Annotated in this window: 17 protein-coding genes and 2 other annotated features (1 of these 19 cut by a window edge); of the genes, 6 read left to right on the top strand and 11 right to left on the bottom strand. The window is 38.1% G+C overall.

Annotated features, from left to right (window positions below):
• Nucleotides 1-46: 46 nt before the first annotated feature.
• The 3 genes from pheT to CFK37_RS13105 form a co-directional block, all read right to left on the bottom strand.
• Nucleotides 47-2,473 (bottom strand): phenylalanine--tRNA ligase subunit beta, encoded by a 2,427-nt coding sequence (gene pheT / locus CFK37_RS13115; RefSeq protein ID WP_089062276.1) that lies wholly within the window; start codon nucleotides 2,471-2,473, stop codon nucleotides 47-49.
• A 15-nt stretch (nucleotides 2,474-2,488) separates the two neighbouring features.
• Nucleotides 2,489-3,523 carry a phenylalanine--tRNA ligase subunit alpha gene (pheS, locus tag CFK37_RS13110; protein ID WP_089062275.1) on the bottom strand — a complete coding sequence of 345 codons (1,035 nt, stop codon included), beginning with the start codon at nucleotides 3,521-3,523 and terminating at the stop codon, nucleotides 2,489-2,491.
• Nucleotides 3,524-3,873: 350 nt separating this feature from the next.
• On the bottom strand, nucleotides 3,874-4,611 hold the full coding sequence (locus CFK37_RS13105) for a TrmH family RNA methyltransferase (RefSeq protein ID WP_089062274.1): 738 nt from the start codon (nucleotides 4,609-4,611) through the stop codon (nucleotides 3,874-3,876).
• Between the two features lie 95 nt (nucleotides 4,612-4,706).
• Between CFK37_RS13105 and sspI the strand changes: the two genes are divergently transcribed.
• From sspI to CFK37_RS13080, 5 genes are all read left to right on the top strand, one after another.
• On the top strand, nucleotides 4,707-4,928 hold the full coding sequence (gene sspI / locus CFK37_RS13100; protein WP_089062273.1) for a small acid-soluble spore protein SspI: 222 nt from the start codon (nucleotides 4,707-4,709) through the stop codon (nucleotides 4,926-4,928).
• 170 nt (nucleotides 4,929-5,098) lie between these two features.
• Entirely contained in the window at nucleotides 5,099-6,712 is a 1,614-nt protein-coding gene (locus tag CFK37_RS13095; RefSeq protein ID WP_089062272.1) for a DUF6583 family protein, read from the top strand.
• 18 nt (nucleotides 6,713-6,730) lie between these two features.
• Entirely contained in the window at nucleotides 6,731-7,954 is a 1,224-nt protein-coding gene (locus CFK37_RS13090) for an ABC transporter permease (RefSeq protein WP_089062271.1), read from the top strand.
• A complete protein-coding gene (locus CFK37_RS13085; RefSeq protein WP_157724850.1) occupies nucleotides 7,951-9,081 on the top strand; it encodes an ABC transporter permease in 1,131 nt (376 codons plus the stop codon). Before CFK37_RS13090 ends, CFK37_RS13085 begins: the two co-directional genes overlap by 4 nt.
• Entirely contained in the window at nucleotides 9,074-9,745 is a 672-nt protein-coding gene (locus CFK37_RS13080; protein ID WP_089062269.1) for an ABC transporter ATP-binding protein, read from the top strand. The genes CFK37_RS13085 and CFK37_RS13080 overlap by 8 nt, the downstream gene beginning before the upstream one ends.
• 212 nt (nucleotides 9,746-9,957) lie before the next feature.
• On the opposite strand, the gene CFK37_RS13075 is transcribed toward CFK37_RS13080, so the two are convergent.
• Nucleotides 9,958-11,043, bottom strand: coding sequence for a M42 family metallopeptidase (locus CFK37_RS13075; RefSeq protein WP_089062268.1), 1,086 nt, complete (start codon nucleotides 11,041-11,043; stop codon nucleotides 9,958-9,960).
• 74 nt (nucleotides 11,044-11,117) lie between these two features.
• Complete coding sequence (locus CFK37_RS13070) at nucleotides 11,118-11,603, bottom strand: dUTP diphosphatase (RefSeq protein WP_089062267.1); 486 nt, start codon at nucleotides 11,601-11,603, stop codon at nucleotides 11,118-11,120.
• Nucleotides 11,604-11,724: 121 nt separating this feature from the next.
• Between CFK37_RS13070 and CFK37_RS13065 the strand changes: the two genes are divergently transcribed.
• Entirely contained in the window at nucleotides 11,725-12,117 is a 393-nt protein-coding gene (locus tag CFK37_RS13065) for a sigma-w pathway protein ysdB (protein ID WP_089062266.1), read from the top strand.
• A 38-nt stretch (nucleotides 12,118-12,155) separates the two neighbouring features.
• Here CFK37_RS13065 and CFK37_RS13060 read toward each other — a convergent pair whose 3' ends face one another.
• The 6 genes from CFK37_RS13060 to thrS all read right to left on the bottom strand — a co-directional run bounded on the left by CFK37_RS13060 (nucleotide 12,156) and on the right by thrS (nucleotide 16,814).
• Nucleotides 12,156-12,728, bottom strand: coding sequence for a TVP38/TMEM64 family protein (locus tag CFK37_RS13060; protein WP_089062265.1), 573 nt, complete (start codon nucleotides 12,726-12,728; stop codon nucleotides 12,156-12,158).
• An 84-nt stretch (nucleotides 12,729-12,812) separates the two neighbouring features.
• A complete protein-coding gene (locus CFK37_RS13055) occupies nucleotides 12,813-13,088 on the bottom strand; it encodes a DUF1294 domain-containing protein (RefSeq protein ID WP_089062264.1) in 276 nt (91 codons plus the stop codon).
• A 346-nt stretch (nucleotides 13,089-13,434) separates the two neighbouring features.
• Nucleotides 13,435-13,791, bottom strand: coding sequence for a 50S ribosomal protein L20 (rplT, locus tag CFK37_RS13050; RefSeq protein WP_089062263.1), 357 nt, complete (start codon nucleotides 13,789-13,791; stop codon nucleotides 13,435-13,437).
• Between the two features lie 75 nt (nucleotides 13,792-13,866).
• The gene (gene rpmI / locus CFK37_RS13045; protein ID WP_089062262.1) at nucleotides 13,867-14,061 is read right to left on the bottom strand and encodes a 50S ribosomal protein L35; all 195 of its coding nucleotides are present in this window, start codon (nucleotides 14,059-14,061) and stop codon (nucleotides 13,867-13,869) included.
• A gap of 29 nt (nucleotides 14,062-14,090) precedes the next feature.
• A complete protein-coding gene (gene infC, locus CFK37_RS13040; RefSeq protein WP_157724921.1) occupies nucleotides 14,091-14,594 on the bottom strand; it encodes a translation initiation factor IF-3 in 504 nt (167 codons plus the stop codon).
• Between the two features lie 62 nt (nucleotides 14,595-14,656).
• Nucleotides 14,657-14,785 (bottom strand) — a sequence feature (ribosomal protein L20 leader region).
• An 85-nt stretch (nucleotides 14,786-14,870) separates the two neighbouring features.
• Nucleotides 14,871-16,814, bottom strand: coding sequence for a threonine--tRNA ligase (gene thrS / locus CFK37_RS13035; RefSeq protein WP_089062261.1), 1,944 nt, complete (start codon nucleotides 16,812-16,814; stop codon nucleotides 14,871-14,873).
• 72 nt (nucleotides 16,815-16,886) lie between these two features.
• Nucleotides 16,887-17,088, bottom strand: a binding site (T-box leader) (it continues 22 nt past the right edge of the window).

Below are 17,088 nucleotides of genomic sequence, written 5' to 3'. Positions count from 1 at the left end.
AGAAAAGCTGCCCCAAGGGATTCAACCTTTCTGGGACAGCTCTATTTTATGATCTAACATAAGCATTAAATTTTGTTTTAATTGCCTCAATAATCGCCTGAAATGATTCTTCGACCTCATCATCCTTCAATGTTCGTGTATCATCTTGATACAACAGACGATAGGCTATAGATTTTTCACCCTCGGGTAAATGTTCACCTGTGTACACATCAAAGATATGAACATTTTTGACCAGTGGCTGACCAACACTTTCAATTACCGCTTTTACATCACCAGCACGAACCTCGTCACGGAGTACGAATGCGATGTCCCTTCCAATCGAAGGATACTTTGATTGTTGTTTATACGCTGGGACATGTTCGTAACTTTCGAGAACTATATCTAAATTAATATCAAATACATATGTTTCAGCTAAATCCATCTGTTGCTCAATGCGTGGATGAACCTGACCAAGATAACCTACAACCTGCTCACCAATGGATAACACCGCACATCGGCCTGGGTGCATGTCGGCTAATTTAGCTTGTTTAAAGGTGACAGGAATATTCAAAAAGTCAAGTAATCCTTCCACTATCCCCTTCAACACATAAAAATCAACGGGCTTCCTTTCCTGCTGCCATTGGTGCTCATGCCACAATCCAGAAAGTGCTCCAGCCAGACGAAGTTGTTCGAGCGGCTGCTCTTTCAAAGCTGATTCTTGTGAAAGGAAAACAGAACCCAGCTCATAATACGCAATATCGGATTGGTTCCGGGCATTATTGTATGCAACTGTTTGCAGCAGTTCTGGTACAGAACTCAACCGTAAATGACTATGATCTTCACTCATTGGCATAGCTAGCTTAACTGGGATAACATTTTGTTCTTCTATTTCCGGACTAACAAAAGTGGAAATATAATTATTATTTGTTAAGGAATACGTGATTGTTTCCATTAATCCCGCTGCTTGTAAGTATCCTTTGATATCACGTTTTAGCTGTTGACGGTCTGATAATTTTCCACCCTGTCCATAGCCAGTTGGCAAAGTAAATGGCAGATTATCATACCCATATATCCGAGCCACTTCCTCAAGCATATCTTCAAAAATCGAGATATCCCCACGGCGTGTAGGTATTGTTACATGGAATGTGCCATTTTGGCCCTTGTATGAAAAGCGGAGTTTCGTCAATATGCTGCCAATTTCATCATTGCTAATATTGGTACCAAGTCGTTTATTTACCTCATCAGTTGTAATGGTGACATGCTTTTCTTCAACATCCAAATGATCAACTTCCACTGGATTTTCAAGAACAACTCCATCAGCATATTTCACAAGCAATTGGCATGCACGCATTCCCGCACGCTTTATTCGATTTGGATCAACGCCTTTTTCAAAACGTGTACTTGATTCACTGCGAAGTCCTGTATCCTTCACAGTTCTTCTGACGGAGATTGGGTTAAAATATGCCGCTTCCACCAATAAAGATTTCGTTTCATCATGCACCTCTGTGTTCGCTCCACCCATAACCCCTGCAAGGGCAATTGGCTTTGTTCCATTTGTGATTACTAAATGGTCAGACGAAAGACTGCGTTCCTGGTCATCCAACGTAACAATCTGTTCGTTATCTTTCGCTTGCCTAACCAAAATTTCTTTGAAACCCAACCGGTCATAATCAAAAGCGTGCAATGGTTGGCCATATTCCAGTAACACATAGTTTGTAATATCCACAACATTATTAATTGGGCGAATCCCTGCCGCCATTAAATAGTTACGCATCCATAATGGTGACGGCTTGACTGTAATATTCTTTACAACAAACGCTCCGTAATATGGGGCAAGTTTCGCATCCTCAATGGAAACGGAAATATAATCTTTTGTATTTCCATCACCTGTGGTATATGCTTCATCAGGTAAATGGATGTGTCTATCCAAAATAGCACCAACTTCATAAACTACACCGAGCATACTTAAACAATCTGCTCTGTTTGGCGTTAGGCCCAACTCAAGTATTGCGTCATCGAGGTTTAACAATGGCGTTACATCTACACCAATCTTCACATCATCCGGAAATACAAAGATGCCATCCGCTACATCCTTAGGCACATATTTTTCTGCGATACCCAGCTCCTGCAAGGAACAAATCATGCCGTTTGATTCGATTCCCCGAAGTTTAACTTTTTTGATTTTAAAATTTCCCGGCAGCACGGCCTTTGGTTTAGCAACGGCAACCTTTAATCCCTGCTTAATGTTAGGCGCGCCGCAAATAATTTGTAATGTTTCATCACCAACGTCAACCTGGCAAAGATTTAATTTATCTGCATTTGGATGTTGCTCACATGATTTCACATATCCAACCACAACATTTTCACTTTTCTCTGCAACATATTCAATGCCTTCAACCTCAATACCTGACTTAGTAATCTTCTCAGCAAGGTCTTCAGGTGTTATATCTCCAATATCAATATAGTTCTGTAACCAATTTAACGAAACTAACATCGTTATCTCCCTCCCTTATGCTTGATGGTATTGTTTTAAGAATCGTTTGTCATTCGTGTAGAACTGACGAATGTCATCAATGCCATACTTCAACATTGCAATTCGCTCAGGTCCCATACCAAACGCGAATCCTGTATATACAGTTGAATCAAAGCCGGCCATTTCCAATACATTTGGATGGACCATGCCTGCACCTAAAATTTCTATCCATCCTGTACCTTTACAAACAGAACAACCTTCACCGTTGCATACCTTACAGGATATATCCATTTCAACTGATGGTTCCGTAAACGGGAAAAAACTCGGACGTAAACGAATTTCCCGTTCCACACCAAACATCTTTTTAGCAAATGCGTCAAGAGTACCTTTTAAATCACTCATTCGAACATTTTTGTCTACATAAAGTCCCTCTATCTGTGTGAATTGATGGGAATGAGTCGCATCATCCGTATCACGGCGATATACCTTACCAGGACAAATCATTTTAACTGGTTTACTCCCCTCAAGTCCTTGCATCGTTCGCGCTTGAACTGGAGATGTATGCGTTCGGAGCAGGAGCTCATTTGTTAGATAAAATGAATCCTGCATATCACGGGCAGGGTGGTCTTTCGGTAGATTCAATGCTTCAAAGTTAAAGTAATCTGTTTCTACTTCAGGACCTTCTCTTACTTCATATCCCATACCGATAAATAGGTCCTCAATATCTTCAACGATTGTTGTTAACAGATGCGAACCACCTACATGGACCGGACGTCCCGGTAATGTGACATCAATTGTTTCGCTTGCCAGTTGTTCCTCAAGAGCCTGTTCATTTAAGACATCGCCCTTTTCATCCAGTGCTGCAGTGATTGTTTCGCGCACACGATTAGCAATTTCACCAATCACAGGACGCTCTTCCTTTGAAAGTTTGCCCATACCTCTAAGGACCCCTGTTAGGGAACCTTTTTTACCTAGATAGGCGACACGAATTCCCTGAAGTTCTTTTAATTGCTTTACATCTTTTATTTTGCCTAATGCCTCCTGCTGAAGTGTTTCCAATTCTTCCTTCATTACTTTAGCCTCCTTTTTCGCATATAAAAAACCCCGTCCATAAAGGGACGAGGTTGTTATTTCGCGGTACCACCCTAATAACGAACAATCATAATCCATTGTTCATCGCTTCATTCTGATAACGGATATAATCCGGAACACCTTTACTTAACTTGCCTAACGCCTGCGCTTTTCATATAAGGTCCAAGTGTCAGCTCCAGAGTGAATAATTACCAATTAAATAGTAGAAACACTCCCAATCTAAGGCATTTCCTTCCTGTACTATTTCCGCTAATCGCTAATTGCTCTTTCATTGCTTGTTATTTTAAATTTATATTAATTATAGATAAAATATCCTCCCGTTGCAAGCCCTATCCCTTAATATGATACATTAAAATGCCGGCTGCAACACTTACATTTAAGGATTCCGCTTGACCATGGATAGGTATCTTCACATTGTAATCTGCCAAATCAAGCAATGATCCATCGACTCCATTACCTTCATTCCCTACCAGTAATGCTACTTTACTTGTTACCGGGACATCTTTATATGACATTGCCTGATCAAGAGTAGTTGCCCATACAGCAAAGCCCTTCTCTTTTAGCGGAGGTATTTTCACAGATAATTTTTCCTGAAAGACCGGAATATGAAACAATGACCCCTGTGTCGACCGTACTGTTTTTTCATTATAGAGATCAACCGATTTCCCGCCAACAATGACAGCGTCAAATCCAACTGCGTCTGCTGTCCGTATCATTGTTCCTAGGTTGCCTGGATCCTGTACAGAGTCAATTAACAGAACTGTATGCGGATCAACCCATTCCTGCTCTTTCATTTTCACAATCGCCGCAATTCCTTGTGGTGTTCTGGTATCCGTTATATGCTGAAAAACATTTTCCGCTACAATTGTAATGGAATAATCAAAAGCAAATTCCGGTGCATCCATTCCATTTTGTACAATAATTTGTTCGATTTCCCAATTGCTATGATGCACCTCTGTTACTAAGTGCTCTCCTTCAACTAGAAACATCCCTGTTTTCATTCGGAACTTTTTCATTTTTAGTTTAGCCCAATTTTTAACCTGTGCATTTTTTACTGATGTTAACATTAAATCGCATCCTCATTAATTATATTGTTATCATACATATTTCACATTATCTAGGTCAAACTATTTATAGTTAAAATTAATGAGGAGTGAATAAAATGGATTTGAATCTTCGTAAAGCAATTCTGTCAAATATAGCGACAAATGACCAACATCAGCTGGAGGAAACCATAGTTGATGCAATTCAAAACGGTGAGGAAAAAATGCTGCCAGGTTTAGGAGTTCTATTTGAATTAATTTGGAAGCAATCGGATGAAGGGGAAAAGAAAGATATGATCGATGCCCTAGAACAAGGTGTAAAAAGTACAACCGCTGGCTAAACACATGGATAGATGCTCCAAAGCATCTATCTTTTTTATTTTTTGTCAAATGACACGTTGACTATTTTTGATTGCAATGTAAAATGAATTTATGTACATGTTTGTTATTCATCAAGATCTTTCATCATACATATGATTACATAAAAAAGTAAAGAAAGAGGTTTTATTTCATGGATGGATCAAGCAACAATCGTAAAAGGGGTACGTCGAAAAAATTTATAATCTTCATTATTACTGCGTTATTAATAATTGGGGGAAGCGTTTCAGCATTTGTTCTGTTAAATATTTCCGATAAGCAAAAGTACTTTTTGGCCGAAAAAACCAGTTTTGAGGTCATTGGAGATCAATTTGAAAAACGCTTTGAACCAGAGTTGAATTGGCAGGAAAATGTACAAGATAATCCGGTCGATACAACATTGGAACTTTCAGCTACATATAACGACCCTAACGCCAATCTTACTACCTTTGGTCCAGCGCAAATCATTAATAATTCAACTTTAACCATTCACAATGCGATGGATACGAAAGAAAAAAGAATGGCTACAGAGGTTAGTGGAGCATTTGGCGGAATCACGATTGATGGGCTAAATTTTTATTTAACTTCAAACAAATTATTAGTTGAACTTCCTTTCCTGAAAGAATTGCTTCAGGTTAAAGATGCGGACGTTGGAAAACTGCTTCATGAAGTTGACCCGACCGTATATACTGGTAAAGAAAAAGTTGATTTTGAAACATTTTTTAATGGGTCTGAGGTTCTATCAAAAGATGATCAAAAATATTTACAAAAAGAATACCTGGAAACGATTTACGATAACCTGCCTGATGATGCATTTAAAGCAGCCGATGATTCTATAAAAGTAAATGAAAAATCTATTGATGCTGAAAAACTTACATTCCATTTATCAGAAAAACAAGTAAAAGATATTCTATCATCAACAATGAAGAGGATGAAAGATGATAAACGATTAAAAGAAATCATTAAAGAACAGCTGGCAATTCAAACCTTAGGTGCGGGGGTTTCAACTTCCAATTTAACTCCAGGGCTGCAAAATGACTTGGATGACATGATGGAAGAGTTTGATACGACGCTTGAAAATGCGATCAAGCAACTTGAATCATTCCAAATCCCCGATGGAATGACTTCTACTATTTGGGTGAGAGATGATCTTATTGTTAAACGCGATTTTTCATTAACCATGGGGCCATCCGAAGATGAACTGCTAACATTCACGATTAATGGAACACAAATACTCGGAGAATCTAATCAGACGTTCGACTACACCCTTGGGTTTATAGAAGGTGCAAAGGATTCAGCAACTGCTGAAAATGAATTGACAGTAACTGGCGATCTGTCATGGAAGAACAATAAAGCCGATGATTCTATTAAACTAGCAGCCGGTGATGGTGAATTCACATATGAAGGTACCTCCACATTAAAGGATGGAAAACGGGATTTTGAACGTATATTTGCACTAAAAACTGGAACGGATGAGGGGCAATTAACCTGGTCAGGCAATGCAGCCTATAACGAGGATAAGATGAATTCCGAGAATACCCTTTCGCTACAACTGCCTGGCATGCCTGAGGATGTTTTCAGTCTTCAGGTAGCGAAAGATGCAAAACTTATAAAAAAAGTAGAAATTCCACAAGATCAGGACGTTAAGGATATTGGCAGCATGAAAGTTAATGAAATCATGCAGTATTTCCAAAACGAGGTTACTCCACAATTCCAAAAATGGGCATTTAAGATCATGGGCACAAGTGGCAACCTAAACGGATTTTAAAGAAACGGGTGTATGTAAATGGGTTTTATTCATCACGTAATTCTGTTTACCAAAAATAATGTCAAACAATTACTGAGGAAGTGGCCATCACTTCCTCTTCTTTTTCTGTTTCCGATTATTTTGGTAAGCCTATCAGCATATATTGCCATATCCTTTTTCATCCCCGATGAAGGTGAAGCTATTCAAGTTGGCCTAGTTGACCATGATCAGTCGAAAGAAACGAAATTGATTGTTGACCTTATTGAGGAATCATCCCAATTAAATAACTTTATTCAGCTAAACGTCATGTCTGGTGAAAAAGCAAAACAGAAGTTACAAAATGATCATTTAAGTGCATACATAATTTTTCCGGATGATTTTGTAGAAAACTTATACAATGGTACATCTGTCACGTTAAAGATTATTGGGAATCCGGATAAAAAAATGGAAAGTTACTTGGTGAAAGAACTGGTTGACAGTGTATCTCGTCATATCAAAACTGCACAGGCCAATATTCTTACGATCAATTATTATGCTAAGCAATTAACAATGGACGATGAAACAAGAAATGACTTTCTGTTCAACCAATTTACTGACTTTGTTTTTTATACTTTAGGGAAAGACAAAATTGTTGACGAGGAGATCATTGCAAATAGTGTTACGAACTCCCCTGTTCATTACTACTGTCTTGGAGGTATATTTATTATTTTGACCATTTGGATTTTGGAAATTTACACCGTTTTATCGAGGGATGATGGAGCCCGGATAAAAGCGCGAATGCGATTATACAATGTAAAGGAGTCCGATCAAATATTAGCCAAAATTTTCGTATCCTGGCTTGTAACAATCAGTTTTACCGTAATTGTTTTCATTGGATTTATCACGGTATTTTCCATAGACCTTTTCCCAAGTGATTACTTTAAGGTTGCGGTTTTGACAATGCTTTACAGTTTCCTGTTTTTACTTGGACTTGCCTTAATTGAAGTGATCTGTACAGCACCAAAAATGCGTTTATTTATTCAAATGGTATATACAGCTGTTTCATTACTTATAAGCGGTGCAATCATTCCAACTATTTATTTCCCATATTACGTGCAAAACTTATTACCCTATAACTTTGCATATCAGGCATTCTATTGGATGCAGGAAATCGTGCTGAATCAACGTGTTTTTGTAGATTTTCTGCCACTTATTCTTTATGTATTTATTGGCATCTTTGTCCTCTTTGGCATTTCAACATGGAAGGAGCGTGTTTCGAATTGAGGAAGACTGTTGAAGCACGTTTGCTGCATATTAAGAAGCATCCCATAAGTTTATTGTTTTGGTTCTTGCTGCCGGTAATTGGCACAATCACACTATTATCTGTAGCTGGCACTGTTCAAGATGATAGTAAAGTCCCTGTTGGTATCGTGGTGGAAAAACATGACCAGTTCGCCAAAGAACTGGTACATGAAATTTCTTCAGCTTCATTCATTAAAGCGAACGAACTTTCAAAAGATGAGGCACTTTATCAATTAGAAAAGCATGAACTTGACAGTGTTTTTATTATAGATCAGGATTTCTCCAAACAAGTACACAAGGGCAATAGAAACAGCATCATTACCAGCTACCGGACCAATCAATCGCTCGCGTATACACCTGTTAAAGAAATGATTCTTTCTTATGTTCAACAAGAAACGGGGCGATCCAAGACTGCTAATATAGTAGATGAACTTTCAGAACAATATCAGTCAGACTCAAACTGGACTTTTGAAGAAATCATTGCAAGAAGTAAAGAAATTCAGCATGAAGAAAACCTGCTGCAAACATCTTTTTACTTTGGAACATTTGGCGGAAAACCTGTAAAGGAAGTACCATTCTGGAGTGTCTGGGGAATTTGGGGCATCTTCAGTATGCTGGCAACACTTCTTATTTTTGATTGGGTCGTAAAGGAAAAGCAATCACCCGTTTTGCCTAGATTTGCATTTATGGGTATAAGCTATAAAAATTATCTGGTAAAAAGCCTTATTTTTTACAGTGCTTTATTAATCGTATTAGATCTGATTACAATGGTTATTTTCCACTTGTTTTATCAAGTCCAATTAAGTTTATCCTTTATTGCAGGCATGTTCAGTTATCGACTCATTCTTGTAATGGGAGCATTTTTATTAGCATCATTTGTTAAACGTTTATTCCGTTACTATGTATTCTCTTTTACCATAACACTTGTATCAATAGTAGTCAGTGGAGCAATACTGCCGATCAACGGACTTATTGCTAAATTGCCATGGTTTAGATTTATTAACCCCTTAGACCCTTTACTCTCAGGGGATATAATTAATTTTTGGCCCTGGTTTTTATTAATTACATTTATCATTTGGCTTGCACGAAAGGAGCAATATTATGCTTAATGTAACTTCATTATCGAAAAAATATGGAAAAACTAGGGTATTGAATTCCTTATCTTTTATGATCAATCCCGGTGAAATCGTTGGTCTTGTCGGGGAGAATGGGGCCGGTAAATCAACATTGCTGAACATCCTGGCATCATTGTCAAAACCAACAAGTGGAAGCCTTTCTCTCCATTCCATTCAATTTGACAAAAACATCAAGAAAGTGAGACAAATGATCGGATTCGTACCACAGGAAATTGCCATATGGGAGGAATTTACTGTACAGGAGAACATGGTCTTTTTTGAAAAGCTATCCACTGTTAACAAAACAACCGATGAACTGCAACAACTGTGTATGGACATGAATTTAGATAAATGGAAAGAACCAGTCAAACATTTATCCGGCGGCATGAAACGTAAATTAAATATGGCTATCAGCCTTATCCATGATCCAGAACTACTACTGTTAGATGAACCCACTGTCGGAATCGATTTGAAATCCAAAAATGAAATCAGCAGCTATCTGCAACAACTGGCCGCTGAAAAAAATACAATGATTCTTTTCACTTCTCATGACATGGATGAAATTATAAATGTATGTGACCGGGTATTATGTATTGGTGAAGATACATTTTATCAAAATATATTGCAAGAAGCTGGGACAACCCCAGAAATTTTTTAACGGTCTGATCCTAGTGATACGCAGTTGATATAACCTTTGACGTATGCGCTGGGTTGTTTTCCGCTGCTGTTTTGTCGCTGTTTATAGACAATTAAAATTTGCAAAAACAGCCAAAAAAATATCCGAACTAGTACAAAATCTAATTAAAGAATTTTGAATCCTAGTTCGGATTTCCCTCGGCTAAAACACTTCTTGTCTAAGCCTTTATGTTACTAGGATAAGACGATCTCCTTCACCTTATCACTATCTAATTTTTTTATTGCTTCTACAATCAATTTTACTGCATTTTCAAAGTCGTCCCTGTGTAAAATTGCTGCATGTGAATGAATATATCTGGTAGCGATTGTAATGGAAAGTGCCGGTACTCCATTTGCCGTTAAATGAATAGATCCGGAGTCTGTTCCCCCTCCAGGTATTGATGCATATTGAAATGGAATGTTGTGCTCCTCAGCAGTGTTGACGATAAAGTCACGTACACCTTTATGTGAGACCATTGATGCATCATATAAAATAATTTGTGGACCATCACCAAGTTTGCTGTCAGCATCTTTATCTGATACTCCTGGCATGTCGCCCGCGATTCCTACATCAACGGCGAAACCAATATCTGGCTTAATTGCGTGTGTAGAAGTTTTTGCTCCACGTAACCCAACTTCTTCCTGAATGGTTCCTACTCCATAGACAACGTTTGGATGATTAGTACCTTTTAGCTGTTTTAGTACATCAATTGCAATTGCACAGCCAATGCGATTATCCCAGGCTTTAGCTAGCAGCATCTTTTCATTTTTTAATTGCGTGAATTCAAAATAAGGTACAACTGCATCACCAGGTTTCACACCGAATTCCAGAGCCTCCTCTTTACTTGATGCACCAATATCAATAAACATATCCTTAATATCCACTGGCTTTTTACGTGCTTCAGCCGATAAAACATGTGGTGGCTGTGAACCGATAATACCTGTAACATCGCCATTACCAGTCATAATAGTTACACGTTGGGCAAGCATTACTTGTCCCCACCATCCGCCAACTGTCTGGAAATAAACGAAGCCCTTATCATCGATACGGGTAATCATGAAGCCAACTTCATCCAAGTGGCCCGCTACCATTATTTTCGGACCATTTTCATTTCCAACCTTTTTAGCAATCAGGCTTCCAAGGTTATCTGTGAAAACTTCATCTGCATATGGTTTAATATAATTTTCCATAACATTTCTTGGCTCTTTTTCATTTCCTGGAATACCTTTTGCATCTGTTAAATCCTTTAACATAGTCAGTGTTTCATCTAATTTTGGCATATGTATAATTTCCCCCTTTAAGTTTAGTCCACTATCAATTATAACTTTATTTAGAAAAATAACAAAACATTTGGCTAATATCCCTGTTCCTGCCGCAAATAATTTTTATCGTTTTTCTTTTTATAACCATCCATAATTGACTTTTCATCAAAGTCTAATATTTTTCCCAATGCCAAAAAGCTTTCAAACAACGTTCTATAGTTTTCTTCTGTAGTATTTTCATGAAACTGTACACAATAACGAAAGACCCGGTTAAATTGTTCGGTAACAGTACCTGCAGATTGGTAATTTTCGCTCGATTCATATTTGTAACCTTTTTCAATTCCCAATGATAGAATGAAATGGAGTCCGTCAACATATTCTTCCAAAATAGTTTCTCCATCACTAGGGGCTTTTGTACTCCAAAATTTAAAGCATCTTGTCTCGTTTGCGAGTTCACCTATCTCAACAAGTAAAGCCAGATACTTTGACTCAAACAGTGTTGATTGCTCTACATGATGCTTTTTTTCAATATGGCGATCCAGCTGATTTTGCATAGAAAATAGTATTTCCCAGTTCATTATTTATCCCTCATTTCTAACCTTATTACGATTGTATCATGAAAAACTTTCGAAATGTGAAACCTATAGCAGGTAAGAAACGTATAGAAGGATAACAAACTTTCAGAGGAGACGGTCGAATATGATTATCATATTATTTCGGATATTAATAGTGGCTGCGATTATTCTTCTCGTCTACACATTTTATCAATATTATCGAAATCCAAAACGGAAACTACATATTGCGAAAGCAAACAATGAATTCTACTTTTTGGATGAACCGGATAATAGTAAAAAGAATTTATTGTTCGTTTATAAAGGATGTTCGTTTGAGGGGGAAAAATACCTTGGTACGACTGAGCAAGCTTTTGAGGTCGTAAATATCCACGTGTTTGTTCATGAACCAATGGAGCTAAAAGGATTTACACGGGATGATCTTTACTTTCTTGAAAAGGAAATTTTAACACGTTATCCATATTCCAAAATTGAATGGAAACATCCAGTAAATGAGCTGGTGTTGACACCAATTGAATAATGCGATAATAAAAAGGAATCCATTGACCGGATTCCTTTTTAGGTACGTATTGGGAAGAATTCATTCCATTTAATGATGACCTCTTTCCTTCTCAAAATATAAATAAGTGGTAATAATGCAAGCAAAAACACGATGACATAAAAAGGGGATAAGTTCGAAATCCATCTCCCAATTGAAGTGTAAACAATTGCAAGTGGTATATTTGTTATTAACGATGATTTTGTATAATCTTTGAAGCCCTCAGTGACTTCAATTAAACATAATGACAAAAGATGAAAATGAATAAACGGTACGAGACGGAGTAGAGCAATTTGAGAAGGGCTTAACTCTGAGTGTTTGCCAATCAGTTTCCCTTTCAAATGAACAAGCCGCTCAAACGTTTTTGGCATCCATCGAATAAATCCATAGAAGCCTATACTCGATAGTGTAATTCCTATAATGGAATAGACGGTTCCTGCTACTGCCCCAAACAATATTCCACCTGAAATACAGATGAACACTACTGGCAGGAAAAACAATGGTCTTAGCAAGTGAAAGCTGATAAATAATAGTGGTGCGAAAATACCTCCAGTTTCAATCACCGCCATTAGATAACTCCCAAACAGTTCCATATCATGCCTCCTCTGGTTGCCTTTGTCATCTACTGCAGTATGCATGTTGGTGCTTTGTACATGTATATGACATAAGACGAGCCTTTATGACATGTTAAAAATTAAATACGCTGCCACAACTTGTATAATTAAAATTGCTGGCATGCCAATCGTGAATAACGGATGTTTTGTTTTATGCCTAAAAAATCTCATACCTGCAATAGCTCCAACCGATCCGCCAATAATTGTTGTTACAAAAAGTGTTTTTTCTGAAATGCGCCATTGATGATTAATTGCCCGTTTTTTATCCGTTCCCATAAGAATAAAAGCAATGATATTTATAATAATAAAATACCAAACAGTTGCAGTTTCCATATTCATTTGATCGTTCCTTTATTATAAAAATAACCAAATTCATCCGAATTTGGTTATTTTACACTTTATTAGCAATGGGCATCTGAACAAGCCCACTCCGCTTTTCTCTGTCCAGCTGCGGCTCCTAGCAACTTGCAAATAGATAGTCCTGATGAATGTACGGAAAGTTCACCGCACTTTCACAGTCCTATCTATTTGTACGTCGCTAACCAGTCACCTTCGCTTTTCTCTGTCCAGCTTCGTGGGCTAGCAACTCGAGACATAGCCAATAGACACTCCGAGCACGAAGAGCATGTGCTCTACGGTCTCTTGACTATGCTTGTCGTTGCTGAACAAGCCCACTCCGCTTTTCTTACTTAATAGCTGCTTTTGCTTTTTCCGCTAGTTGTCCGAAGGCTTTTTCATCATTGATTGCAAGATCTGACAACATTTTACGGTTTACTTCAATACCGGCAACTTTTAATCCGTGCATTAATTTGCTGTATGAGATATCGTTCATGCGTGCTGCAGCATTAATACGAGTAATCCAAAGTTTACGGAAATCACGTTTCTTTTGTCTGCGGTCACGATAAGCATATTGACCTGATTTCATTACTTGTTGTTTAGCTGTTTTAAATAGCGTGCGTTTTGAACCATAATAACCTTTTGCGAGTTTTAGTACGCGTTTACGACGTCTGCGCGTAACTGTTCCACCTTTTACACGTGGCATATTAATTCCCTCCTAATACAAATCTATATCATTGTATATCCATTTAATTTTAATTTATTAGCATGTACAAATAGCTTACTTTGGAAGCATCGCTTTAATGCGTTTGTAGTCACCAGCAGACACAAGTGCAGTTTTACGTAGTTTACGTTTTTGCTTTTGTGATTTGTGTGCAAACATGTGACTAGTGTAAGCGTGTGAACGTTTAAGTTTTCCAGATCCGGTTCTTTTAAAACGTTTTTGAGAACCTTTATGGGTTTTCATTTTAGGCATGTGTATTTCCTCCTTGTAACAGATACGAATTATTTTTCGTTTAAGGGTGCAAGCATAATGAACATGTTACGACCTTCCATTTTCGGTTTTGATTCAACCGTTGAAATGTCCTTACATTCTTCAGCCAGTCTGTCTAATACTTCCTGACCAAGCTCTTTATGCGTAATTGCGCGACCGCGGAAACGAACTGCTGCTTTTACTTTGTCGCCTTTTTCAAGGAATTTTCTCGCATTCTTTAATTTTGTTACATAATCATGCTCGCCAATTCCAGGTGTAAAACGAACTTCTTTGACATTGATAATCTTTTGTTTTTTGCGTGCTTCTTTTTCTTTTTTCTGCTGCTCATAACGATATTTCCCATAGTCCATGATACGACAAACTGGTGGTTTCGCATTTGCTGCAACTAGAACTAAATCTAAGTTTCTAGTTTGGGCAATTTCCAATGCTTCCTGACGTGATTTCACACCAAGCTGATCACCATTTGAATCGATAAGACGTACTTCTCTAGCACGAATTTTCTCATTGACATTCATATCTTTGCTAATAGCCAGCCACCTCCAAAATAGTGTAAAGTAATCCTGATCAATTAGTGACAAGTACAAAAAAAGTGCAGGTACAATACATGCACCCACACGACTTTAATCATTTATTTAAAGAAGTTAGAAACCAGCCAACTACATTAATGCGTTGGACAGGTGAGAAGCGGGTGCTTCTACTTGTCTTTGATCATTTAATTTTTATTCAACTTTTACACTATACCATTTATTCATTAACCTGTCAAACAGGCCAGTGGTTAAAAGATTTTAGTTTTAGTTGTACAGTGTTTTATTTTTTATTTCTTTAGTAATGGATTGTTCAAATGCATTGTAGCTGATTGTCTCAGAATTCTTTTCTCCATATTTACGCACATTAACCGCATTTTCTTTTATCTCATTATCCCCAACCACTAACCCATAAGGGATCTTCTGTGTTTGGGCAGCACGGATTTTATAACCGATTTTTTCATCACGTTCATCAACCTCCACGCGCGCACCTTGTAATCTCAATTTGTCTGCCACTTTTTTCGCATAGTCTAAATGCGCAGTTGGCGAAACTGGAATTACTTTTACTTGTACGGGTGCTAACCAGGTTGGAAATACCCCTTTATATTCTTCAAGCAGGAATGCAACAAAGCGTTCCATCGTAGAAACAACACCACGGTGGATAACCACTGGGCGATGCTCCTTACCATCTTCTCCGATATAGGTTAAGTCAAAACGTTCCGGTAAATGGAAGTCCATTTGAACAGTTGATAAAGTTTCATCTTTTCCTAAGGCAGTTTTTACTTGCACGTCTAACTTAGGGCCGTAAAAGGCTGCTTCGCCCTCGGCTTCTACGTAATCAAGCTTCATATCCTCCATTGTTTCTTTTAACATAGCCTGTGCTTTATCCCACATTGCATCATTATCAACATACTTTTCCTTGTCCTCAGGATCCCGGTAGGAAAGACGGAAATAATAGTCATCAATACCAAAGTCTTGATAAACTTTTTGTACTAGTTCAACAACCCGAATAAATTCTTCTTTCAATTGATCAGGGCGGGCAAAAATATGGGCGTCATTCAATGTCATTGCACGAACGCGCTGTAATCCTGCAAGTGCCCCGCTCATTTCATGACGATGCATAGTACCTAATTCAGCAATCCTTACCGGCAGATTACGATAACTATACAGCTGATTTTTATAGACCATCATATGATGCGGACAGTTCATTGGCCGTAACACTAAGTCTTCATTATCCATTTCCAAAGTCGGAAACATATCTTCCTTATAGTGATCCCAGTGTCCGCTTGTTTTATATAGTTCTACACTGCCCAGTACCGGTGTGTACACATGGTCATAACCCAGCCGCTCTTCTAAATCCACTATATAGCGTTCGATATTACGACGGATTGTCGCCCCCTTAGGCAGCCAGAGCGGTAACCCTTGTCCCACTTTTTGAGAAACAGTAAATATCTCCAACTCCTTACCGAGCTTGCGATGGTCACGTTCCTTACGCTCCTCTAGTAAATGTAAATATTCATCAAGCTGCCCCTTCTTTTCAAAGGCAGTTCCATAAATTCGTTGCAGTTGTTGATTATTACTGTTCCCGCGCCAATAAGCACCAGAAATGCTTAACAATTTAAAAGCTTTGATTTTACTTGTGGAAGGAACATGAATACCTCTGCAAAGATCAAAAAATTCGCCTTGCTTGTAAATGGTAACTTGTTCGTCACGCGGAATGGCGTCGATTAGCTCAAGTTTTAAGTCATCCCCAATCGCCCGAAACATTTCCTTTGCTTCTTCCCTTGAAACTTCAATTCGTTCAATTTCCAGATTCTCATCAACGATACGCTGCATTTCCTTTTCAATTTTTGGCAGGTCTTCAGGAGTAATAGACTCATCCAGATCCATATCGTAGTAAAAGCCTTCTTCAATAACTGGACCAACACCGAATTTGACATTTTTGTAAAGCCGCTTGATAGCTTGTGCCATAAGATGAGCGGTTGAATGCCGTACCACTTCCAAACCTTCTTGATTTTTATAGGTGATAATTTCTATTTTTCCACCATCCATTAACTCACGTCGTAAATCAACCAGTTTTCCATCCAGCTTGATTGCTAATGCTTGTTTTTTTAATCCAGGTGAAATGGAAAAGGCGATGTCTTCCCCAGTTGTTCCTTTTGGAAACTCTTTACTTGCACCATCTGGGAAAATAATGTTGATGTTTTCCATACTATAACACTCCTTCTACATATTTACTTATTTAGGCACAAAAATAAAAACGCCCATCCCCTTGCTCCATTGCAAAGGGACGAGCGCTTAACACGTGGTTCCACCCTGATTCCCGCGATAATGTATCACGGCTTCATTAATCTTTAACGCAGAATCTACGCTACTACTTACTGTTATTTCAATAGTAGAGTTCAAAGGTGGTAATCATTTGTTATACGTAAGGAAGCTTTCAGCCGTGACTTCCTTCTCTATTCTGTATAAGGCTCAAATGACC

The sequence above is a fragment of the Virgibacillus phasianinus genome (assembly GCF_002216775.1).
Taxonomy (GTDB): Bacteria; Bacillota; Bacilli; order Bacillales; family Amphibacillaceae; genus Virgibacillus_F; species Virgibacillus_F phasianinus.
Note: the sequence above shows the minus strand (reverse complement) of the source record. Positions and strands in the feature narration are given on the sequence as shown.

Coding starts and splice junctions, on each gene's coding strand:
- pheT (WP_089062276.1), bottom strand. CDS start 2,473: ATGTTAGTTTCGTTAAATTGGTTACAGAACTATATTGATATTGGAGAT.
- CFK37_RS13075 (WP_089062268.1), bottom strand. CDS start 11,043: ATGCCAAAATTAGATGAAACACTGACTATGTTAAAGGATTTAACAGAT.
- CFK37_RS13095 (WP_089062272.1), top strand. CDS start 5,099: ATGGATGGATCAAGCAACAATCGTAAAAGGGGTACGTCGAAAAAATTT.
- CFK37_RS13055 (WP_089062264.1), bottom strand. CDS start 13,088: ATGAATATGGAAACTGCAACTGTTTGGTATTTTATTATTATAAATATC.
- rplT (WP_089062263.1), bottom strand. CDS start 13,791: ATGCCACGTGTAAAAGGTGGAACAGTTACGCGCAGACGTCGTAAACGC.
- CFK37_RS13105 (WP_089062274.1), bottom strand. CDS start 4,611: ATGTTAACATCAGTAAAAAATGCACAGGTTAAAAATTGGGCTAAACTA.
- infC (WP_157724921.1), bottom strand. CDS start 14,594: ATGAATGTCAATGAGAAAATTCGTGCTAGAGAAGTACGTCTTATCGAT.
- CFK37_RS13060 (WP_089062265.1), bottom strand. CDS start 12,728: ATGGAACTGTTTGGGAGTTATCTAATGGCGGTGATTGAAACTGGAGGT.
- CFK37_RS13070 (WP_089062267.1), bottom strand. CDS start 11,603: ATGAACTGGGAAATACTATTTTCTATGCAAAATCAGCTGGATCGCCAT.
- rpmI (WP_089062262.1), bottom strand. CDS start 14,061: ATGCCTAAAATGAAAACCCATAAAGGTTCTCAAAAACGTTTTAAAAGA.
- thrS (WP_089062261.1), bottom strand. CDS start 16,814: ATGGAAAACATCAACATTATTTTCCCAGATGGTGCAAGTAAAGAGTTT.
- sspI (WP_089062273.1), top strand. CDS start 4,707: ATGGATTTGAATCTTCGTAAAGCAATTCTGTCAAATATAGCGACAAAT.
- CFK37_RS13065 (WP_089062266.1), top strand. CDS start 11,725: ATGATTATCATATTATTTCGGATATTAATAGTGGCTGCGATTATTCTT.
- pheS (WP_089062275.1), bottom strand. CDS start 3,523: ATGAAGGAAGAATTGGAAACACTTCAGCAGGAGGCATTAGGCAAAATA.
- CFK37_RS13090 (WP_089062271.1), top strand. CDS start 6,731: ATGGGTTTTATTCATCACGTAATTCTGTTTACCAAAAATAATGTCAAA.
- CFK37_RS13080 (WP_089062269.1), top strand. CDS start 9,074: ATGCTTAATGTAACTTCATTATCGAAAAAATATGGAAAAACTAGGGTA.